The organism is Pseudomonas sp. P1_F7, from assembly GCF_056405655.1.
Map to the genome: position 1 here is coordinate 289,070 of NZ_JBFUBR010000013.1, position 21,586 is coordinate 310,655.

The 21,586-nt window shown below is 60.6% G+C and carries 18 protein-coding genes, 1 rRNA gene and 1 pseudogene; 8 read left to right on the plus strand and 12 right to left on the minus strand.

Annotated features, from left to right (window positions below; translation table 11 throughout):
- Window positions 1-48 precede the first annotated feature (48 nt).
- Window positions 49-1,881, plus strand: a complete 1,833-nt coding sequence (ggt, locus tag AC1D1M_RS20835) for a gamma-glutamyltransferase (protein ID WP_477777059.1) — start codon at window positions 49-51, stop codon at window positions 1,879-1,881.
- Between the two features lie 62 nt (window positions 1,882-1,943).
- Here ggt and ddlA read toward each other — a convergent pair whose 3' ends face one another.
- From ddlA to AC1D1M_RS20860, 5 genes and pseudogenes are all read right to left on the minus strand, one after another.
- Window positions 1,944-3,038: a D-alanine--D-alanine ligase gene (ddlA, locus tag AC1D1M_RS20840; RefSeq protein WP_477777060.1), complete on the minus strand. Its 1,095-nt coding sequence runs from the start codon at window positions 3,036-3,038 to the stop codon at window positions 1,944-1,946.
- 47 nt (window positions 3,039-3,085) lie between these two features.
- Window positions 3,086-3,685, minus strand: coding sequence for a flavin reductase family protein (locus tag AC1D1M_RS20845; protein ID WP_477777061.1), 600 nt, complete (start codon window positions 3,683-3,685; stop codon window positions 3,086-3,088).
- A gap of 108 nt (window positions 3,686-3,793) precedes the next feature.
- Window positions 3,794-4,402 carry a methyl-accepting chemotaxis protein gene (locus tag AC1D1M_RS20850; protein WP_477777077.1) on the minus strand — a complete coding sequence of 203 codons (609 nt, stop codon included), beginning with the start codon at window positions 4,400-4,402 and terminating at the stop codon, window positions 3,794-3,796.
- A pseudogene (locus AC1D1M_RS20855) lies at window positions 4,382-5,110 on the minus strand (PAS domain-containing protein); the annotation flags it as partial. The pseudogene AC1D1M_RS20855 and the gene AC1D1M_RS20850, both read right to left, overlap by 21 nt.
- Window positions 5,111-5,227: 117 nt before the next feature.
- Window positions 5,228-6,541, minus strand: a complete 1,314-nt coding sequence (locus AC1D1M_RS20860; protein WP_477777062.1) for an MFS transporter — start codon at window positions 6,539-6,541, stop codon at window positions 5,228-5,230.
- Between the two features lie 201 nt (window positions 6,542-6,742).
- Here AC1D1M_RS20860 and AC1D1M_RS20865 point away from each other — a divergent pair, with 201 nt between their 5' ends.
- The 3 genes from AC1D1M_RS20865 (at window position 6,743) to AC1D1M_RS20875 (ending at window position 10,098) form a co-directional block, all read left to right on the plus strand.
- Window positions 6,743-8,161: a short-chain fatty acid transporter gene (locus AC1D1M_RS20865; RefSeq protein ID WP_477777063.1), complete on the plus strand. Its 1,419-nt coding sequence runs from the start codon at window positions 6,743-6,745 to the stop codon at window positions 8,159-8,161.
- A gap of 95 nt (window positions 8,162-8,256) precedes the next feature.
- Window positions 8,257-9,429: a hypothetical protein gene (locus AC1D1M_RS20870; RefSeq protein ID WP_477777064.1), complete on the plus strand. Its 1,173-nt coding sequence runs from the start codon at window positions 8,257-8,259 to the stop codon at window positions 9,427-9,429.
- A gap of 144 nt (window positions 9,430-9,573) precedes the next feature.
- On the plus strand, window positions 9,574-10,098 hold the full coding sequence (locus AC1D1M_RS20875) for an SET domain-containing protein-lysine N-methyltransferase (RefSeq protein ID WP_477777065.1): 525 nt from the start codon (window positions 9,574-9,576) through the stop codon (window positions 10,096-10,098).
- Window positions 10,099-10,104: 6 nt separating this feature from the next.
- Here the strand turns inward: AC1D1M_RS20875 and can are convergent, their stop codons facing one another.
- Window positions 10,105-10,749: a carbonate dehydratase gene (gene can, locus AC1D1M_RS20880; RefSeq protein WP_477777066.1), complete on the minus strand. Its 645-nt coding sequence runs from the start codon at window positions 10,747-10,749 to the stop codon at window positions 10,105-10,107.
- A gap of 168 nt (window positions 10,750-10,917) precedes the next feature.
- Between can and AC1D1M_RS20885 the strand changes: the two genes are divergently transcribed.
- Window positions 10,918-11,322: a serine kinase/phosphatase gene (locus tag AC1D1M_RS20885; RefSeq protein ID WP_477777067.1), complete on the plus strand. Its 405-nt coding sequence runs from the start codon at window positions 10,918-10,920 to the stop codon at window positions 11,320-11,322.
- An 85-nt stretch (window positions 11,323-11,407) separates the two neighbouring features.
- Here the strand turns inward: AC1D1M_RS20885 and rimI are convergent, their stop codons facing one another.
- The gene (rimI, locus tag AC1D1M_RS20890) at window positions 11,408-11,860 is read right to left on the minus strand and encodes a ribosomal protein S18-alanine N-acetyltransferase (protein WP_477777068.1); all 453 of its coding nucleotides are present in this window, start codon (window positions 11,858-11,860) and stop codon (window positions 11,408-11,410) included.
- A complete protein-coding gene (locus tag AC1D1M_RS20895) occupies window positions 11,853-12,599 on the minus strand; it encodes an energy transducer TonB (RefSeq protein WP_477777078.1) in 747 nt (248 codons plus the stop codon). The genes rimI and AC1D1M_RS20895 overlap by 8 nt, the downstream gene beginning before the upstream one ends.
- A 219-nt stretch (window positions 12,600-12,818) precedes the next feature.
- Between AC1D1M_RS20895 and mksB the strand changes: the two genes are divergently transcribed.
- The 3 genes from mksB to mksF are packed head-to-tail and all read left to right on the plus strand — an operon-like array spanning window position 12,819 to window position 17,624.
- Window positions 12,819-14,096 (plus strand): Mks condensin complex protein MksB, encoded by a 1,278-nt coding sequence (gene mksB, locus AC1D1M_RS20900; protein ID WP_477777069.1) that lies wholly within the window; start codon window positions 12,819-12,821, stop codon window positions 14,094-14,096.
- Entirely contained in the window at window positions 14,086-14,787 is a 702-nt protein-coding gene (mksE, locus tag AC1D1M_RS20905; RefSeq protein WP_057398076.1) for an Mks condensin complex protein MksE, read from the plus strand. Before mksB ends, mksE begins: the two co-directional genes overlap by 11 nt.
- The gene (gene mksF, locus AC1D1M_RS20910) at window positions 14,784-17,624 is read left to right on the plus strand and encodes an Mks condensin complex protein MksF (protein WP_477777070.1); all 2,841 of its coding nucleotides are present in this window, start codon (window positions 14,784-14,786) and stop codon (window positions 17,622-17,624) included. The genes mksE and mksF overlap by 4 nt, the downstream gene beginning before the upstream one ends.
- Window positions 17,625-17,773: 149 nt before the next feature.
- On the opposite strand, the gene AC1D1M_RS20915 is transcribed toward mksF, so the two are convergent.
- From AC1D1M_RS20915 to rrf, 4 genes are all read right to left on the minus strand, one after another.
- On the minus strand, window positions 17,774-20,077 hold the full coding sequence (locus tag AC1D1M_RS20915) for a PqiB family protein (RefSeq protein ID WP_477777071.1): 2,304 nt from the start codon (window positions 20,075-20,077) through the stop codon (window positions 17,774-17,776).
- Complete coding sequence (locus AC1D1M_RS20920; protein WP_477762614.1) at window positions 20,070-20,693, minus strand: paraquat-inducible protein A; 624 nt, start codon at window positions 20,691-20,693, stop codon at window positions 20,070-20,072. Before AC1D1M_RS20920 ends, AC1D1M_RS20915 begins: the two co-directional genes overlap by 8 nt.
- Entirely contained in the window at window positions 20,680-21,339 is a 660-nt protein-coding gene (locus AC1D1M_RS20925; protein ID WP_477777072.1) for a paraquat-inducible protein A, read from the minus strand. The genes AC1D1M_RS20920 and AC1D1M_RS20925 overlap by 14 nt, the downstream gene beginning before the upstream one ends.
- 148 nt (window positions 21,340-21,487) lie before the next feature.
- Window positions 21,488-21,586: ribosomal RNA gene (gene rrf / locus AC1D1M_RS20930) — 5S ribosomal RNA — on the minus strand; the annotation flags it as partial.

Consider the following 21,586-nt stretch of genomic DNA (forward strand, 5'->3'; position numbering starts at 1 on the left):
GGCCGATAAAGTCCATTGATCGTAGATCCAACGGACGGAGTACCCCACGTGTTCTCAACCTTCCCTTTGCGCCGCTATCGCCTGCCAGCCCTGGTTCTGCTCGCCAGTGCCTTGACCCTTACCGCGTGCAACAACGCTTCGGTGCCGACACTGCCGCTCGCACCGGAAAGCGCTTCCGGTTTTCGCACCGACCTGCGCACCCAACACGCCGAAAAATACATGGCCGCGGCGGCCAACCCGCTGGCGGCCGAAGCCGGACGGGAAATGCTGCGCCGGGGCGGCTCGGCCATCGATGCCGCGATTGCGATGCAAGCGGTGTTGACGCTGGTCGAACCACAGTCTTCGGGCATCGGTGGCGGCGCATTGATCGTGCTCTGGGATGGCAAAGCCGTGCGCACCTACGACGGACGTGAAACCGCCCCGGCCGGCGCCACCGAGAAGCTTTTCCTGCAAGCCAACGGACAACCGATGGGGTTCACCCAGGCGCAAATCGGCGGTCGCTCGGTGGGCACGCCCGGCGTACTGCGCGCCCTGGAACTTGCCCATCAAAAACATGGACGCCTGCCCTGGGCGCAGCTGTTTGAGCCGGCCATCCAGCTCGCCGAGCAAGGCTTCGCCATTTCGCCACGCCTGCACCAGTTGATCGCCGCGGACTCGTCCATGACACGCTCGCCGGAAATGATGGCTTACTTGCGTAATGCCGATGGCAGCCCAAAAGCCGTCGGCACAAACTTGAAGAATCCGGCACTGGCCGCCGTGTTCAAACGCATCGCCCATGAAGGCCCGGATGCCCTGTACAAAGGCCCGGTCGCCGAGGAAATCGCGGCCAAGGTGCAGGGTCACGCCAACCCCGGCAGCCTGTCCCTGACTGATCTCGCCAACTACCAGGCCAAGGAGCGCGCGCCGCTGTGCACCGACTACAAACGCTGGCAAGTCTGCGGCATGCCGCCGCCGTCGTCGGGCGGGATCGCCGTGGCGCAGATCCTCGGCACGCTGCAAGCCCTCGAGGCTCGCGACAAGCGCCTGGCGCTGGCGCCGCTGAAACCGGTCAAGACCACGGCCCCGGCCGGTATCGAACCCGACCCGCAAGCGGTGCACCTGATCTCTGAAGCCGAACGCCTGGCCTACGCCGACCGCGCTCAGTACGTCGCCGATACCGACTTTGTACCCGTGCCGGTTAAAGGCCTGGTCGACCCGACCTACCTCGCCAGTCGCGCCGCCCTGATCGGCGAACGCAGCATGGGCACGGCCAAACCCGGCACACCGCCGGGCATTCAGGTGGCCTATGCGCCGGACCGTTCGCCGCTGCGGATTTCCACCTCGCAAGTGGTGGCCGTCGATGATGTAGGCGGCGCCGTATCGATGACCACCACCATCGAGTCGGCGTTCGGCTCGCACATCATGGTTCAGGGTTTCATGCTCAACAACGAGATGACCGACTTCTCGTTCATCCCCGAAGAAAACGGGCAAAAAGTCGCCAACCGCATCGAACCCGGCAAACGCCCGCGCTCCTCCATGGCCCCGACCCTGATCTTCGACCGCCAGAGCGGCGAATTCCTTGCTACCGTCGGTTCCCCCGGCGGCTCGCAAATCATCGAATACGTGGCCAAATCCACCATCGGCCTGCTCGACTGGAACCTCGATGCCCAAGCAGCCATCAACCTGCCCAACTTCGGCAGCCGCAACGGCCCGACCGAACTGGAGCTCGGACAGTTCAGCCCGACGCTGATTCAGGCGCTGAAAGACAAAGGGCACAGCGTGAGCGAGATCGACATGACCAGCGGCACCCAGGCGATTGTTCTGGTCAAGGACGCCCAAGGCAAAGCGTCGCTGACAGGCGGTGCCGATCCGCGGCGTGAAGGGCAAGCGTTGGGGGATTGAGTCGTACGCGGGGATGAGAAAGGGCTTACCGGTGGGTAGGCCCTTTGTATATGAGCAAGTCGCTATCGACTGATTTTCAACCCCTGCCGAACCTGGTGCTTTTCCAGCGCCAGCTCGATCAGTCGCGTCACCAGTTCGCTGTAGGTCATGCCGGTGGCCTGCCACAGTTTCGGGTACATGCTGATGCGGGTGAAGCCGGGCAGCGAGTTGATTTCGTTGATCAGCACTTCGCCGCTGTCGGTCAGGAACACGTCGACACGGGCCAGGCCGGAGCAGCCCAGTACCTGGAACGCTTCGACGGCCAGGGCGCGAATGCGCTCGCTGGCCTCGACGCTGATATTGGCCGGCACCACCACTTCAGCAGCCGTGTCGTCGATGTATTTGCTGTCGTAGGAATAGAACCCGCTGCGCACCACGATCTCGCCGCAGCCACTGGCGATGGCGTCTTCGTTGCCGAGCACTGCGCATTCAATCTCGCGGCCGCTGACAGCAGATTCGATCAACACCTTGGTATCGAAACTCAAGGCCAGCTCGACCGCTGCGCTGTACTCAGCCTCGTCGGTGACCTTGCTCACGCCCACGGAAGAACCCTGATTCGCCGGTTTGACGAACAGCGGTAAACCCAACTTGCACCGCATCTCGGCAAACCCGGTGCGCGCCGCCGTGGCGCGGGTCAATGTCACGAACGGCGTCACGGCCAGGCCGGCATCGCGCAGCAGGCGCTTGCTGATGTCCTTGTCCATGCACACGGCCGAGCCGAGCACATCGGAGCCGACAAACGGCAGATCAGCCATGCGCAGCAAGCCTTGCAGGCAACCATCCTCGCCGAGGGTGCCGTGGACAATCGGGAAGATCACATCGACATGACCGAGCATTTCCTGGCTGGAGGTTTCCACCAGTTGCTGGCTGGCTTTACCCGGCACCACAGCCAGTTCGCGATTGGACTGATTGAGGGCGATCAGCGCCGGGTTTTCCTGGTTCAGCAAAAAGTTCGAAGGGTCGTTGAGGTGCCAGTGGCCTTGTTTGTCGATGCCGATCAGCACCGGTTCGAAGCGTGAACGATCCAGCGCATCGACGATGTTTTTCGCCGACTGCAGCGACACTTCGTGCTCTGCCGAGCGCCCGCCAAAGATTATCCCTACACGCAGTTTTCTCATCGCCTGGCCTCCTGGTGAATGTGCTTACAACTTGAATAGTCGAAACCTTACGGCTGCAAGGTCTTGCCGTCCACCGGGTCACCAATGGTCAAGAAGTGCCCGCCCGCGACGTGGTGCAAGGTGCGCATGGCATCTTGCCCTTCGAAGTGCCAGCGCCCTTCGCTGAACACGCGCTCGTCAGCCTGAGCGGCAATCACTTCGGCCAGGAACAGATCGTATTGCTGGTGGTTGTTCGGCTCCGGCAACAGGCGGCATTCCAGCCAGGCCACACAGCCTTCGAGCATCGGCGCATCAACCGACTGGCCGGTGAAGGTCTGCAAGTCGTAGGTCTCGAACTTGTCGCGGCCCTGGCCTTGGGTCAATTCCAGGCCAGAGGTCGAACCAACGGTTTGCACAATGTCGGCCTGGGCGGCGCAAGGAACGTTCAGCACAAAAGTGCCCGAGGCTTCCAGCAACTGGCGAGTCCAGGTGGACTTGTCCAGCACCACGGCAATTTTCGGCGGTTCGAAGTCCAGCGGCATGGCCCAGGCTGCCGCCATGATATTGCGCTGGCCACCGTGGGCTGCGCTGACCAGCACGGTCGGGCCATGATTGAGCAGACGATAGGCCTTGGACAAGGGAACCGGACGGCGGTGGGAAACGCTCATGGAAGTCTGCTCCTGAGGGGAAAAGAGCCGATTGTAACGGGATAAAACACGCTGAAATGAAAAGATCGCCAATGGCGATCTTTTCATGCTTCGGACAAAACGCTGGACTCAATTCACCAACTGATTGGCAAACTGCCCCACCGCATTGACCACTTTCTGTGCGCCGTCCTGGATCTCGACAATCACCATGCCCGCTTCCGCCGCCAGGGCCAAGCCTTGTTCGGCCTGGAGCTTGCCATCGGTCATCAGCGCCACGGCGTTGCGCGCCATGTCCTGGTTCTGCCGCACTACGAGGACGATTTCGTCGGTGGCCTGACTGGTGCGCGACGCCAGTTGCCGGACTTCATCCGCCACCACGGCGAAACCCCGACCCTGCTCGCCCGCACGCGCCGCTTCAATGGCCGCGTTGAGCGCCAGCAAGTTGGTCTGCTCGGCAATGCCGCTGATGGTTTTGACGATGGTACCGATCACCAGCGATTGCTCGTTCAAGGCCTCGATGCCATCGCCGGCGGTTTGCATATGCTTGGCCAAGTCACGCATCACGTCCACGGCCTGGGTCACCACGGCGTTTCCGCGCTGGGCACTTTGGTCGGTTTGCTGCGAGGTGCTGTAGGCAATGTTGGCGGCCTCGGTGACGGCTTGTTCCTGATTGACCTGATCGGTAATCACCGTGGCGAACTTCACCACCTTGTAGAGCTTGTTGTTGGCATCGGCCACCGGGTTGTAGGACGCCTCCAGCCAGACCGTACGACCGTGGCTGTCGACACGCTTGAAACGGTCGGCCACGTACTCGCCCGCGTTCAGGCGACGCCAGAAATTCTGGTACTCGGCACTGTTGTACTCCTCCGGCAGGCAGAAGGTGCGGTGATGTTTACCCTTGATCTGCGCCAGGCTGTAACCCATGCCGCGGAGAAAGCGGTCGTTGGCGGTCAGCACGTTGCCATTGAGGTCGAACTCGATCACCGCTGTGGAGCGCACCAGCGCACCGATCAGGTTCTCGTGCTCGCGGGAGGCCTCGATGGTCCGGGTCAGGTCGCTGGAGAAGATCGAAAAATACTTGATCCGCCCATCGGCCGAGCGTACCGGTTGCAGGATCGAACGCAACCAGGCTTCCTGGCCCGTACCGCGCAACAGGCGCACTGCGCCGGCGAAGTGCTCGCCACGGGTCAGCGCGTTCTTGAAACGCTGCTGGAATTCGTCGAACTTCACGTGATCCGGGACGAAGCCGTCGATGTGTCGGCCGATCAGGTCAGCACTCTTGTAGTGCATCTCGCCAAGGAAGTTCTGGTTGACCGACTGAACCCTTCCATCGCTGTCGAGGGTCAGTACCAGCATCTCGCTTTCCAGACTTTCCTTCACTTGCTGGAGGCTGGAAAGTTCTTCACGAAGAGCCGACAGCTCCTGCTTCAAGCGTTTATTGAACATGGGAAAGCACCGATGGACAGGGGTAGAAAGCGATATGCAGCCTAACCATCGGCCTTGGAAACATTTTCTTAAGCGTGCTTCAGGCTTGTCCTGTAAAAATAGTTACGACACGCATACTCAATGCGCGCCAGCGGCAGAACAGGCTGCGATTCTCGGCATTCGTGTACCGAAGTACGCCGCGCTGCCCACGCCCACCGCACCCATCACCGCACTGAACATCACGCAGATCCATGGGCTCCACGGCATCAGACCGATCAACAACAGCGGTGTGATGCTCGCCCATGCGGCGTAGGCAATGTTGTAGGTGAACGAGATGCCCGAGACGCGAATCCGCGCCGGGAACAGGCTGACCATCACCGATGGCACCGCGCCGACCACCCCGCAGGACAGCCCTGCCACGGCGTAGGCCAGGCCGATCCAGTCGCCGCCCATGATCAGGCAGGCATACAGCGCGCCGATGCCCAGCGGCAGCAGCAGGCTATAGAGCATCACCGTGCGCCAGGCACCGATGCGGTCGACCAGCAGCCCGGCGAGTACGCAGCCGATGTTCAAGAACACGATGCCCAGTGCGCTCAAGGCAAAGGTATGGCTGGCGGTCATGCCAAAGGTTTTCTGCATCATGGTCGGGGTGATGACCACGAACACCACCACCGCCGAAGTCAGCACACAGGTGAGGATCATCGCCGGCAAAATGGCCAGCCGATGCTCACGCAAGACTGTGCGCAGCGGCAGTTCGCCGGCCGCCTCGCGCTGCGCCTGCATGGCCATGAACACCGGGGTTTCACTGAGCCAGCGACGCAGCCACACGCCAATCACCCCAAACACGCCACCCAGCAGGAACGGGTAACGCCAGGCGTAATCGAGGATTTCCGCCGGGGTGAATGCCTGAGCCAGAAAGGTCGCGGTCAATGCACCGATCAGATAGCCGAAGGTCAGTCCAGCCTGCAGGAACCCCAGGGCATAACCGCGATGGGCGATGGGCGCATGCTCGGCGACGAATACCCAGGCACTCGGCACTTCGCCGCCCACCGCCGCGCCCTGGAGGATGCGCAGGGCCAACAGCAGCAATGGTGCGAAATAGCCGATTTGCGCATACGTCGGCATGATCCCGATCAGCAGGCAGGGCAACGCCATCATCAGGATGCTCAGGCTGAAGACTTTCTTGCGCCCCAGACGGTCGGCGAAGTGCGCCATCAGAATGCCGCCCAGCGGTCGCGCCAGGTAACCGGTGACGAAGATCCCGAAACTTTGCAGCAGGCGCAGCCACTCGGGCATTTCCGGCGGGAAGAACAACTGACTGAGGGTCAGGGCGAAAAACACGAAAATGATGAAGTCGTAGATTTCCAGCGCCCCGCCGAGGGCGGCGAGCCCGAGGGTCTTGTAGTCCGAGCGGCTGAACGGCGCCGGGCGCGAATCGGTGTTGGCAGTCATGTAAAGAACTCTGGCACAGGCAAAAACCAAGGCGCCCATGGTCTACGCAAATGCACCGGCGGACAACCCGTTAGACCAAAGTCCCATAGCCACAAAACAGCCCCGCAAAAATCCTCGGCTTGAATTAATGTTGGCGTCTGTCCAGACGGGCGGTCACTGCCCCGAAGACCACAACAAACATAAAAAACCCGAGGTAACCCCGTGGCCGCTGATATCGAAGATAGCCGCTCCGCCCGCTTTGCCCTGCGCTGCTCAAGTTTTGCCGAACGCTGGTTCCCCGACTCCTGGGTGTTTGCTGCCCTGGCGGTGATTATCGTGGCCCTGGCCACCATGGCGATGGGAGCCAAACCCACCGACGCAGCCATGGCCTTTGGTGATGGCTTCTGGAGCCTGATCCCCTTCACCATGCAGATGGCCTTTGTGGTGATCGGCGGTTATGTGGTCGCCAGTTCGCCGCCGGCGGTGAAACTGATCGACCGTCTGGCGAAAATCCCGAAAAACGGCCGCTCTGCCGTGGCCTGGGTGGCGCTGATTTCCATGGTTGCGTCGCTGCTGAACTGGGGCCTGTCGCTGGTGTTCGGCGGTTTGCTGGTGCGTGCTCTGGCGCGCCGAACCGATCTGAAGATGGACTACCGCGCCGCCGGCGCCGCTGTCTACCTGGGTCTAGGTGCGGTCTGGGCCCTGGGCCTGTCATCGTCCGCAGCGCAATTGCAGGCCAACCCGGCCAGCCTACCGCCGTCGATCCTGTCGATCACCGGGGTGATCCCTTTCACCCAGACGATCTTTCTCTGGCAATCCGGTGTGATGTTGTTGGCCCTGATCATCGTTTCACTGATCGTTGCCTACGCCACCGCCCCTGGCCCGAACTCCGCGCGAGACGCCAACGCCTGCGGGATCGACCCAAGCTTCAACCTGCCGCCGCTGCAACCACGCACCCGCCCCGGCGAGTGGCTGGAATACAGCCCGTTGTTGATCATTCTGCTGGTGCTGCTGGCCGCCGGATGGCTGTTCCATGAGTTCTCGACCAAACCGGCGATCAGCGCAATTTCCGGGCTGAACACCTACAACTTCCTGTTCATCATGGTCGGTGCCCTGCTGCACTGGCGTCCGCGCAGCTTCCTCGACGCCGTATCCCGCGCGGTGCCGACCACCACCGGCGTGTTGATCCAGTTCCCGCTGTACGGCTCGATCGCCGCACTGATGACCACGGTCAAAGGCGCCGATGCACAAACCCTGGCGCACCACATCTCGACCTTTTTCGTCAGCATTGCCTCCCACGACACCTATGCCCTGCTGATGGGCGTGTACTCGGCAATCCTCGGCTTCTTCATTCCGTCCGGCGGCGGCAAGTGGATCATCGAAGCGCCGTACGTGATGCAGGTGGCCAATGACCTGAACTATCACCTGGGTTGGGCGGTGCAGATCTACAACGCCGCCGAAGCCTTGCCGAACCTGATCAACCCGTTCTACATGCTGCCGTTGCTGGGCGTGCTGGGGTTGAAGGCGCGGGACCTGATTGGCTTCTCGTTCGTGCAATTGCTGGTGCACACGCCGTTGGTGCTAGTGTTGTTGTGGGCACTGGGGACGACGCTGGCATATTTGCCGCCGGTAATGCCGTAACCATAAAAAAGGGCCGGTATTGATATCGGCCCTTTTTGCTCCGCCCCGTCTGTTTCAGTAACTGCTGGTCTTAATACGCTGAAAAGGATCTGAGCATGTTCAAACTCGCGGCACTCACCCTCGCAGCCCTCACCCTGAGCACCACCGCCCACGCCGATGTCGCCCTGAAACTGGGCACTACCGAACGCGTTACCCGCCTCTTCGCCTATCCCAACAACTGCAACGTGATCTGCTTTCGCAACTGGACGCTTGAGCAAACCGTCGAGCATTACCTGACCCAGAGCGTGCAGCGCGATGGCTACGGTGACGCGAAGGTTCTGGTCAAAACCGATAACGGTCAGCTCCACGCAGAAATCATCGGCGTGCCCAACGGCTATGAAAAACCTTTGGCAGCGCTGCTCGATGCCGGTGACCTGGCCTATAACGGCGCCAGCAAACTGAATGCCGACGGCAAGTGGGCGTATAGCTGGTACCTGTTCCTGCCGCTGGGCATGGCCCTGGAAAACCGCAAAAGTGTCGAGCTGCTGCACTTCCCGCCCGACTATTCGTTGACTCAGGCCCAGGATTACCTGAAGTCCGCCACCACGGATCGATGGGCCACGCTGCTCACCGCCAATGGCATCCCGGCCGAGCAGACACCAGGTTTTCAGACCATTGTCGATATCGCCCCTATCGCCGCTCCGTCCAACGCTGGCAAGGACCTGGAAGGCGTCTACAGCTACTTCAACGACTACCAGACCACCATGGTCAGGAACGTCAGCCTGCATGCCAGCGGTGAAGCATTGCCGATGGTCGCCTTCGGTGCACCGGTACGTAACTGGATCAAGCAGCAATACGGGGCGACCGTGAACGTGCTGGGCCTGGCGACGATCAGCCCGAGTGACGGAGCGAAAGTGCGGGTGCTGGGTTCCAACCACCCGAGCTACATCTGGTACGCCGCCGACCCGGCGAACTATTCCGGCAACGATGCCAAGGCCAAGGCCGATGCCGCGGGCCTGAAAGTCATGGGCCAGGATTTGAGTGCCGCGTGCTGGCAGGCCGTCATGGGCCGCCAACCGGACAGCAATGCCGATGTCGAGCTGAAAACCTGCACGCAAACCTGGCAAGTGGCCGAGAAAGAAAAAACCTGCGAGCTGTTCTACACCTCGATTCGCAACCTGACGCCCGGACAGGCGGCGGCCAAATGCTCGACTGCAGCGATCCAGTTGCAGCTCAAACAGCTCAAGGCGCCGGCGCCAGGCACTGCTCTGCCCGCTCCACCGCTATAAACCGATTGCTGGCAGCCGACTGTCAGTTATGACAGTAGACCGCCCGCGATATCTGCGAGAGGCTTGGGCCGTACCCCATGTGCTGCGGCGCTGACAGGATCGTCAGCCGATGGAAGTCGCAGCACCCAGCCGACAAGGATCGTTATGAAAGCCAATGCACTGCGCAAGTCTCTCGCACCGCCGCCGCAGGGTGTTTACCCTTTTGTGGAGTTGCCCCTTCACCTCGGATTTCCATCCCTGGCCGATTTCGAGATTCTCTCGAACGACAAAGGCACACCGATGGCCGTAGCAGCGCTGCGCGAGTTTCCCCGCTTCAGCCGAATCTGCCGGGTATCGGGGCATTTGCTGCCCTATCGCTGCCGACATACCCGACAACTGACCCGAGATGTTCATGTCTATGACCCGCGTTTCTGCGGGCTGCTGCGCCACTCTTGCGACCCGAACGTGTTTCTCGACTTGAGCGAGTTGTGGTTATGGGCGCTGAAAGACATTCAGAAAGGCGACTGGCTGTCGATGGATTACGCCGCCACGGAAGACAAGCTGCTGCGCCAGTTCGCCTGCCACTGCGGTTCGTACAACTGCCGGGGCTGGATCACCGGCTACGATGAAGCGCCAAACGCCGACGGCCAGCTGTTTTTGCAACAGTGGCGTCGGCAAAGTCTGTATTGAAGGGTTTTACAGGGGTTCGAACGGACGCAGGCGGTACTGCGGCGGCAGTTGCTCGAAACCGCTAATGGTGGCATTCAGGCTCTTCCAGCGACCGTCCTTGATGCCGTAGATGCAGCCGTGGACCGACAGGCTCTGCCCACGGTGCCAGGCGTTTTGCACAATGCTGGTGTGACCGACGTTGGCCACTTGCTGGATCACGTTGAGTTCACAGAGGCGGTCGACCCGTTCTTCTTCGGTGGCCAGTTTGGCGAGTTCTTCGCGCTTTTCGTAATACAAGTCGCGAATCGAGCGCAGCCAGCCGTCGATCAGGCCGAACTGACGATCCTGCATAGAGGCGCGCACGCCGCCGCAACCATAGTGGCCGGTGACGAGTATGTGTTTGACCTTGAGCACATCGACCGCGTACTGAATCACCGACAGGCAGTTGAGGTCGGTGTGCAGCACCACGTTGGCCACATTACGGTGTACGAACAGATCGCCCGGCAGCATGCCGACGATTTCGTTGGCCGGCACCCGGGCGTCGGAACAACCGATCCACAGGAACTCCGGGGTCTGTTGGCGAGCCAGCTTGGCGAAGAAGTCAGGATCTTCCTCCTTGATCGCAGCGGCCCAACGCTCGTTGTTATCAATCAGATCTTGTAATTCGTTCATGCTTTGAAGCCTCAAGAATGATGCGCAGCTTTGACTGACAACCGTCCGTCGGGGTCACGCGCGAAATGCAGATGCTCTCCTGATCCGGAACACGGGGCTCCATGCCGGTGGAATTCTCGGTAGCCACGAGGGTCAACCGTAGTAAGGCCTACAGTATGAGGAATTGCCATGAATGATTCACGACGTCCGTACGATGCGGTGCAACCGGAACCCATCGATGACGACGAAGACCGTATGGGCTCGGTGCATGAGCTGGATTTCGATGAAGAAGAGCCCAACGCCAAAATCGGTGACGAATTGCCGGAAAGGGAGCGCGAGCAACTGACGCCGCGCCAGCGCGGACGTGAGGCGGGCCTGACCGGTGCCTCGACCGGTGACCATCAACCTACCGACGACGACCTGAGCCCGGAAACCCTGATCCGTGAAGACGGCGCCCGGGACGCCCATGAGGCTGGCAATGATAGCCGTGCAGATTGGGACCTGAGCATCGTCGATGAGGACGATATTGGCGGTGGTAATGGTCTGGATGAGGCTGAACTGGCTCGGAGCGATCCTCTCGACAAAAAACGTTGAGCTCTACGGACATCCGTAGGAGCTGCCGAAGGCTGCGATCCTTTGATCCTTGAAAAGATCGCAGCCTTCGGCAGCTCCTACAAGCTCAATCCACCAAAGTACAGGCCATGACCACCGCATCTTCGCGCCCGCCCACCGCCGGGTAGTAATCCCGACGCCGGCCGATCTCGTTGAAACCATATCGCTCATACAGCTTGAACGCCGCGGTGTTGCTGTCGCGAACTTCCAGGAAACACTCCCGAGCGTCGGCCTTGTAGGCAATCGACATCAAATGCTCAAGCAATGTCAGCCCCAGGCCACGGCCCTGGCTTTCCGGCTTGACCGTAATGTTCAGCAGATGCGCCTCATCGAGGATGATCTGCACCACACCGTGGCCCACCTGCTGCTGGCCTTCGAACATCAGCCAGATCTGATACTTACCCAGCCCATCGAGGAAAATCCCGCGGGTCCAGGGATGGCTGTAGGCCGCGTATTCGATTTTCAGTACGGCTTCCAGGTCCACCTCGGTCATCGGGCGAAACGATACAGCGTCACTCATTCGATTCTTTCCAGCGCGCCATCAGCCGACGCATGGCTTGCCACACATCAGCCTTACGCTGTGGCTCTTCCATTAATAATTCCAGGCCCGGCACTGCCCAGGCCGAGCCCAGGCCTTCGATCTGCAACTCGCGATTGAACGCCTCGGCATCCGCTTCGCCGGCAAACCGCACGGCGGGCAGGCCGATCAGCCACAAGCAGGCACAGGGCGTTTCTTCCATGCGCACCGAGAGAAAACCTTGCACAAAGTCACGGGCCGCTTCCGGGCCCTGATCCATTGTCCCGCGCACCAGCAGCGGCCAACGCACCGGCTCACCGACGATCTGCGGGCTGTCCGGCAGACCGGCGGCGCGCAGCATGTCTTTGAGCAGCAGGTAAGCAGGATCGCGAGTCTGGAAGGATTCACCTGTGGGTAACTCCACCAGCAGCAGGCAACGCCCGGCCCGCAGCAATTGCAGGGCGAAACGCGGCGGCGGCACGATCGGCGCCTTGACCACCACGGGCGCCTCTTCGGCCTCTTCCACCGGTTTGGCTCCGGTGCGCGTGCTCGCCAGCGATGGCCGTGGCACCTCGATCTTCACCCGCTCGGCCGGTTTGACCACAGGCGCCACGGGGGTCTCAGCCACAACAGCGGGCACGACAGGCGCGACCACAACCGGCTCTGGCATGTCCAGCAGCTCGGGCCGCGACGGCGCGGCAAAGGGCAATTCGGTGCGCGGCAGCCAGTTGACCACCTGCATGGCGGCCAGATAAGCGCGACGACGGGACTCGATAAGCAAAGGTCGGCCACTTGTGGATAACTAAAGTGCGCTGATTCTACCGCCGTTCGCTCAAGATCGCCCGCAGTTGATCGATGCACTTTACCGAAAAGAAGGCGACAGCCCGTCCCGAGATTGAATCGCATTGCGCCCGATGCAGTACAATCGCGGCTTTTAATCGCCAACCAGCCGGCCATTCCGATGATCGAACCCAAGCGCGTCTTGCGCGCCCTCGCTGAACACTGGGCACTCCTGGAGCCACTGTGCGAGCACTTCGACCAAGGCACACTGAGCCTCAACGAATTGCGCACGCAACTGGCCGCCCAGCAACTCGACAGTACGCCGCAGGACATCACCAGCCTGCTGGACGTGTGGATTCGCCTCGACATCCTGGTTCCCGTGGCCAAAAGCCCGAACCGTTTCGAGCTCAATGCGCAGATTCACGACTTCCTCGCCTATCTGCGCCGTGAACACCGTCTTGGCCTGTGCCTGGAGATCGAAGCCTACCTGCGCCACCTGGAGCGTCTGGCCGGTTATATCCAGGACGCGTTCGATATCCGCGATGGCAATGACCTCGCCCGCCAGTTGCGTCTGCTCGACATGCGCGTGCGTGACGTGCTGAAAAAACTCGATAACGACGAACAGGCACTGGTGGCCGTCGCCGAACGGGCGAAAACCAGCGACCGGCAGATTCCGTTGCGCCAGCGTTACGCTGAAGTGCTGGCGACCTGGGACGAATACGTCGAGCCGATGATTGATCTGGTGAACGCCGACGGCGCCTTCGAACAAGGCGTGCGCAAGGTCGAAACCGTCCTGCTGAAGATGCTCAGCGAACAGCAACGCCTCGGCCACCTGGTCGACGACGACATGCTGCTGCGCACCCACGCGCGCATCCTGGAAATGCAGACCAGCGCCCAGCTGACCCTGCGTCACGCCCGCGAGCTGCTGCTGCCGTTACGTGAAGAAGCCCGTCGGCACAACGCCGTGACCCGTGGCGCCGCATTGGCCCTGTCGATGATCCGCCGCAAGGGCATCGACGCCGTGCCGCAAGCGGCGATGCCGATGTTCACTCGCCCGCAGAGCACCTTCCTCGGCAGTGCCAGTCAGGTCGAAGCCTACGTTTATGCGTTGGCCCGCTTCGAACCGAAACCGGCGCGCTTCCCCAAGGCTCACAAGACCCAGAAAGGCGAAGCGCCACGGGCGCCACGCACCGTTCGGGAAATGCTCGAACGCTGCGAAGACGCCTTGCCGATGCCGGACCTGATGACCTGGCTGCTGGAGCAGGAGCCGGACGGCGCCACCGACGAATTGCTGTACTGGTTCTCGCGTCTGTCGCGGGAAAAACGCTTCAAGCGCGAGCGTCTGGAACGTCGCGAATACCATACTCACGAGCACCAGGTCAGCCTGCGCTCCTTCGCCCTGCTCTCGGTCAGCGACGCCGCCGCCGAGGATTCTGCGAGCACTCCATATGCATCTTGATCTTTCCGAACTGTCCCAACTGGCGCCGATCTTTCGCGAGCTGTTCAAGGGTTACCACGTCAGTCGCCGCGATCCGGAGCTGTACGCACAGTTGTCGAACTTCCAGGACCAGTACCGCACGCTGTTCAAGGCCCTGGGCTTTGAACTGGTCTGCGACACCCGGGGCTTCTACTACTTCGTGCCGGACCTCGCGGCGGCGGCGGTGAACAAGACCGCCCAGCGTCTGGCGCTGTTCACCTTCATCCTCGTCGAGCATCTGGCCGATCAGGGGCGCGACCCGATCGCCGTGCTCGACGGCGGCAGCCTCGGTCGCGACGAACTGCCGTCGTTGCTGGAAAAGTACCGCGACCTGTTCATCCAGGCCGAAGTGCAGACCCAGGACGAGCTCGAAGAAAAAATCATGCGGCGCATGACCCAGCTCGGTTTCGCCAGCGAAGAAAACGGCGTCTACCGTTTCCTGCCGCCGATGCACCGTTTCCTCGATGTGTGCCTGTCGGTGCAGCAGGACCGCGATCTGGCCGCCAGTCTGCACAGCGTCCTGCCGTTGCCGGTACCAGTGCTGATCGACGAAGACAGCGACGAAAAACTGCTGCAGACCGACGACCCGCTCGACCTCGCGGAATTTGAAGATGAAAGCGAAGAAGACGCACTGGCCCGTGCCATTGCCGAAGAACAGGAGCTCGACGCATGAGCAAGGAACGTTACGGTATCCGCCGCTTTGCCCTTTTGAACACCGCCGGCTACAGCCTCGGCCTGTTTCCGCTGGAAGAGCCGCTGTCGGTGTACGGCGCGAACAACCTCGGTAAATCTGCTTCGATCAACGCCCTGCAGTTCCCGATCCTGGCGCGCATGTCGGACATGAGCTTCGGCAAGTACAGCCTGGAGCAGTCCCGGCGCTTCTACTTCGCCTCGGACACCAGTTACATCCTGGTCGAAGTGAACCTGCCCCACGGCCCCCACGTGATCGGTGTGGTTGGCCGCGGCCCGGGCGGCGGCTTCGGTCACCAGTTCTTTGCCTATGCCGGCAAACTGGACCTGGCCCACTACCAAAAAAACGACACCTGCCTGCGTCAGAAAGAACTGTTCACCAACCTTGAGCGCGAAGGCCTGAAAGCCTACGAGCTCAAGCCGGATGAACTGCGCCGTTTGCTGGTCGGTGGTCACACCTCGATCCCGCTGGACCTGACGCTGATTCCGCTGCGCTCGACCAGCGAGCAGAGCCTGAAGACCTTCCGCGCGCTGTTCATCAACCTGCTGCACATGCGCGAAATCACCGCAGCCAAGCTCAAGCAGCTGTTCCTCGATGCCTTCGAACACAGCCTGCGTTCCGGTAGCGTCGACTACATCGCCGCGTGCGAAGAGGCGTTCCGCGATGTACGACGCATGGAGCAGGACTACAACTCGCTGGTCGCCGCCGGCCCCTTGGTCGAAGCCTTGGCCAACGGCGTGAAGCAACGCGACATCCTGCGCGGCAAACTGCACCGGATCTCGCCGTTGCTCGACTCCCTGCTCGGCACCTGGTCGGACTACGCCGGTGCGCGCAAAGAAGAGCTGACCATTCAGGCCGAGCACTACCGCAACGAGCAGGACGCCCTGCAAAACGATCAGCGTGGCGGCACTCAGGAACTGATGCGCCTGGAGCGGGAAATCACCGGCATCCAGCGCTGGCTCGGCGAATTGTCGGTGCTCAAGCATCGCTTTGCCCTGATCGATGACGTCAAGGTGCTGGAACAGCAACTGCTGGCCGCCAAGGATGCCCACGACGAACTGGCCGGTGCGCTGGCACAATCGCGCCAGTTCAGCGCCGAAGACCTCGACGAGCGCCTGCGCGACCTGGAAAAACGCCTGAAGTCGGTCAGGCAGCAACTCGATCATGCGGACAACAACAGCTACGCCCGTCTGCGCGAAGAATTCTCGCAGCAAGACGTCGAACGCCTGATGCGCCTGTTCAACAGCGCACTGTTCAGCCTGCCGCTGGGTGAACACGGCATCACCCTTGACGACGACGGCGAGTGGGTCAAATCCGTGGAGCTGATCCTCGACGGTTTCAAAGGCGAACGTTTCGAAGTGCCGGGCCTGTCCATCGACATCTCCCACATCGAACCTCCGGCATTGCAGGCCCTGGCTGACCGCGCGGCCCTGCGTGACCAGAAAGAGCGCCTGGAAAAAGAACTCAAGCAACTGAAAACCCAGCAAGCCGTGGCTGCCGACCGCGCCGCGAGCAAGACCCAGACCGAAGCGCTGTACCAGCAAGTGCTGGATGCGCAGAAAGCTCTGGAAGATTTCCGCCGCGCGCAAACCCTTAGCGCCGAGGAAGGTGACAAGCTTGAGCAACTGGCGCAAATGGAAGCCGCACAGGACGAATTGAAGCGTTCCAGCGACGCCTTCACCGAGCGCGTCCAGCAACTGTCGGCCAAGCTGCAACTGGTCGGCCGGCAGATCGGTGACATGGAAGCCAAGCAACGCACCCTCGACGACGCCCTGCGCCGTCGCCAGTTGTTGCCGGCAGACCTGCCGTTCGGCACACCGTTCATGGACCCGATCGACGATTCCATGGACAACCTGCTGCCGCTGCTCAACGACTATCAGGACAGCTGGCAAGGCCTGCTGCGGGCCGACGGCCAGATCGAAGCGCTGTACGCTCAGGTGCGCCTCAAGGGCGTGGCCAAGTTCGACAGCGAAGACGATATGGAACGTCGCCTGCAACTGCTGATCAACGCCTATGCGCACCGTACCGACGAAGCCCTGACCCTGGGCAAGGCTCGCCGTGCCGCCGTGACGGACATCGCCCGGACCCTGCGCAATATCCGCAGCGACTACGACAGCCTCGAACACCAACTGGCACTGTTCAACCGCGAGATCAACAAACGTCAGGTCTCCAACCTGCAAAGCTTCCGCATCGTGCTTGCACCGAACAAGGAAGCGCTCAAGCACATCGACCAGATCATCCACAGCGCCGGTCAGTATGAGGAAGGCGAAACCCTGTCGGTCTTCGACCTCAGCCAAAGCGCCGAGCAGGACAACAAGAACGAAGAGGCCAAGGAATACCTGGCGCGGCTGGTGGCGGCCAACCACAACCAGCTCGGCCTCAAGGACTTGTTCGAACTGGCGTTCGAGATCACCAAGGTCAACGGTCAGCCGGTAATCCACACCGACATCGACGGTGCGGCGTCCAACGGCACCACCATGACCATCAAGGCGCTGACCAACATGTACTTGTTGCTGCACTTGATGGACCGTGACCTGGCCGGACGCGTGCGCCTGCCGTACTACCTCGACGAGGCGGCGGACATCGATGAGAAGAACCAGGCCGCATTGCTGGAAACCAGCCTGCAACTGGGCTTCGTGCCGATCCTGGCGAGCGTGAAGCCGCAGGTCTGCGCCAGTGTCGCCATCGACCTGGAAGGCGGCAGCGGCCCGGCCGGCATCTACATCGACGAGGCGGACTGGAAGTACATCCGTCGTCACGATCAGGTTAAAGCGACGGTCAATGTCGAAGCGGACGAGCCGGAGCTGGACGCGGTCTGACGCCTCAAGCAATGACAATAAAAAAGGCCGCGCTCCATTGGATCGCGGCCTTTTTCATAGGTGTGTCATTTAGCTTTGCAGTGAACTTCAGGGCCTCTTCGCGGGCAAGCCCGCGAAGGCGTCATCACTGACGACACATAACCCTCAGACTATTTACCCAGCGAAATCTTCGGCGCCCAGGTCAGCCATTCATCTTCGAACTTGTCGAATAGCGCGAACGTCTGCTCAGGTAGCGCCGGGCTGCCCATGCGCTCACCGTCCGGCGTGGCAAAGGCGACACCGCCCTGAATAATCGTTTCCAGGGACTCAGTACGCACCGTTGCGCCTCTGAACAGGCCGACATCGAAGTCGAAACCGCTGGTGTTCCAGAACCGCGTGCCGTTGCGTACCAGTGGCGCGTACTTCGGCTCGATCAGGATATGGATCAGGACACGGTCAGCGGTCTGGCCCAGCTCATAGCCAGTCACCTTGCCCACGGTGATTTCGCGATACGTCACTGGCACACCGGCCTTCAGCGAACCACGACGAGCGGCGCTCAGCACCAGACTCAATCCCGCTTCCTGCTTGGCGGTTTCCGGCGCAGCGGCCAAAGCGACAAAGTTCTTCTGCGGCCCCAGATTCTTCGGTGCCGGTTGCACCTCGATGTATTGCCCGGTCACCAGGGTTTCGAGGTTGGACGTCTTGATCAGCCCCAGTTCAGGCTTGACCACCCAGAACTGACTGCCAACCCGGGCGATGCGCTCCGGCACTTCCGTAATCCGTGCGGTCAGCAGCACCGATTGCAGGTCGTCACTCAGGTCAACGTCCTCGATCTTGCCGACATCCAGGCCCTTGAAGCGAATTGGCGTACCCGTACGCAAACCATCGGCGCGGTCTACCTTGATGCTGATCACCTCGCCCTTTTGCGTGGCGTCGTCATGGCTGGCGAACAAGCGGAAACGTGGAATGCGCTTCTGTAGCGGCGCCTTGGCTTCCGGGGTTTCAAACGCAATACCGCCGGCCATCAAGCTTTGCAGCGACTCACTTTTGACTTGAATCCCACCGGTCAGTCCGCCCGTGAGCGTGATGCCGCTGGCATTCCAGAAGCGTGTCGAGGCGTTGACCAGATCCTCGTATTCCTTCTCGATGTGCACGCCGATGATCAACTGCTTTTTGGTGCGCGAGAACTGATAGCTCTGTACCGAACCGACCTTGACCTGTTTGTAGAGAACCGGACTGCCGACTTCCAGCGAACCAAGGTTTTCGGTGAACAACACCAGGTGCAGGCCCGGTGCACGCAGATCCAGTGGTGGCGCCTTGGGCCGCGCCACGAATTCGCGTTGCGGTGCGGCCCCCTTGTCGCCAGGACGCACAGCGATGTAGTTACCTTTGACCAGCGCTTCCAGGCCGGTAATCCCCGCGAGGGAAATCGACGGCTTGACCACCCAGAATTGCGTACCGTCCACCAGGTAATCTTCGGCCAATGGGTCCATCGTCAATTCGGCGGTGGCCCCGGACAGATCAGGATCGACCTTCAGCGCCTTGAGATTGCCGACCTGTATGCCTTTGTACATCACCGGCGTACGACCGGCCTGCAAGCCTTCGAAGTCGCTGAGCTTGACCTTGACCCGGATACCGGCCGCCGCTGCATCGAAGTCTTCGTAGAGTCTGAACGGCAGGCTTGGATCGGTAGGCGGGCTGTCCTTGCGGTTTTCAGGCGTAGCGAACGCAATACCACCGGCGACGATGCTGGCCAACGACTCGCTGCGCACTTTCACACCGGACAGATTGGCGTCAATGCTGATGCCGCTGGCGTTCCAGAAGCGCGTGTGTTTGCGCACCAGTTTGGCGTAGGTCGGTTCGATGAAAACCTTGAGCTCGACGGTGCTCTGGTCCTCGGAGAGCACGTAGCTCTTGATCTGACCCACCTTGATCTGTTTGTAGAACACCGGGCTGCCGCGGTTCAACGAACCCAAGCGATCAGCCTTGATGGTCAGGTGCAGACCCGGTTGGGCATCGGAGAGCGGTGGCTCCTGAGCCAGCGCCTTGAACTTGCGAACCGGCTCACCCTCACCCGGGCTGATCGCAACGTAGTTGCCCGAAACCAGCGTCTCAAGGCCCGTGATACCGGCCAGCGTCACGCTCGGCTTGACCAGCCAGAAACGCGTGCTGGTGCGCAGGTATGGCTCTACGTCCTTGTTCATTTCGATGCTGGCGATCACACCTTTGGAACTGCCCTCATCATCGAGCTTGAGGCTTTTGACCTTGCCGACTGACATGCCTTTATAGACAACTTCGGTCTTGTTGGCCTGAATACCTTCGCCACTCTCAAAACGCACCTGAATCTCGATGCCGGTCTCGTTATAGGCACGCCAGCCGAGCCAGCCGCCGATAATCAATGCAATCAGGGGCAACACCCAAATGGCAGACCAGTTCGAGGCCGGTCGGGTTTTCGCTACAGGCAAATCAGTCATGGTCGTCGTCCGACTCCGTGTTATCCCAAATCAGTCGGGGATCGAAAGTTACTGCGGCAAGCATCGTCAGAATCACCACAGTGGCGAAGGCGATGGCGCCAAGATTGGCTTCGATGCTGGCAAGCCGCCCAAAATTCACGACCGCCACGAGGATGGCGATCACAAAGATATCGAGCATCGACCAGCGGCCGATGAATTCAATGAAACGGTACATCCAGATACGCTGGCGAGCCGAAAGGGGCTGACGGCGCTGCACGGAAAACAGCAGCAGAGCGATACCTACCAGCTTGAAGGTGGGCACCAGAATACTGGCGATAAACACCACGGCCGCAATGGGGATCATTCCGTAGTGCACCAACTCGATCACACCTGCCATGATCGTGCTGGGCGCACCTTTGCCCAGGGAGTTCACGGTCATGATCGGCAACAAATTAGCCGGTATGTAAAGAATGGCGGCGGTAATCAGCAATGCCCAGGTGCGCACCAGACTATTCGGGCTGCGGGCATGCACCAGCGCCCCGCAGCGCGTACAGACTTGCTCGTCGGTATCAGCTTCCTGCCTGTTCAATTCATGACATTCCTTGCAAATCAGAATGCCTGCATCAATCGCCCGCATGGGCATCCTCTCCTGATAACGCTTGCCAGATCTGGTGAGGCGACATTACGACCTCCAGCCAGACTTGAATCAGCAACAAACCAATGAAGCACGCCAGGCCGAGGCCTACGGTGATTGCTGCCATATCTGCCAGCTTGACGATAGCCACCAGTACGCCCATGAAGTAAACCTCGAGCATCCCCCATTCGCGTACATGGTGATAAATGCGATAGAGCAACAAGCCGTAGCTGCGTCCGACATCAAAACGGATACTCAACAATACGGCCAATTGGCACAGCAGCTTGAGCAGCGGGATCCCCATGCTGCACAGGAATACGATCACTGAAACACTTTGCATGCCGGTGTCAAAAAGGGCGACAACACCGCTCCAGACAGTGTCTTGCGAAGATTGCCCGAGCAGATTGAGTTGCATGATGGGTAAAAAGTTCGCCGGAATAAACAACAACAAGGCGGCGATGACCAAGGCAAGACTGCGCTGTACGACGTTGTAGCGATGGGCATAAAGCTCGTAGCCACAGCGCGGGCACAGGGCTTTTTCGCCATGGGCGAGTTCGGGTTTACGCATGAGCAAGTCGCACTCATGGCAGGCAACCAGGTTGTCTAGCGGTAATTCTGACAGCCCTTGGGCGTCAACCGGATCCGGCATAAAGGCTCTGACTCTGAAAAAGTTGGGCCTATTCTAGTGCCATGGGCTGAAAATAACTGTGCGAAATGTGCAACAACCAGCCCTGTTTTTTTCACGCGCAAAAACAAAACCCCTACCTGCGTACGCAGATAGGGGTTTCGGAATTTAATCTTGACGATGACCTACTCTCACATGGGGAAACCCCACACTACCATCGGCGATGCATCGTTTCACTGCTGAGTTCGGGATGGGATCAGGTGGTTCCAAC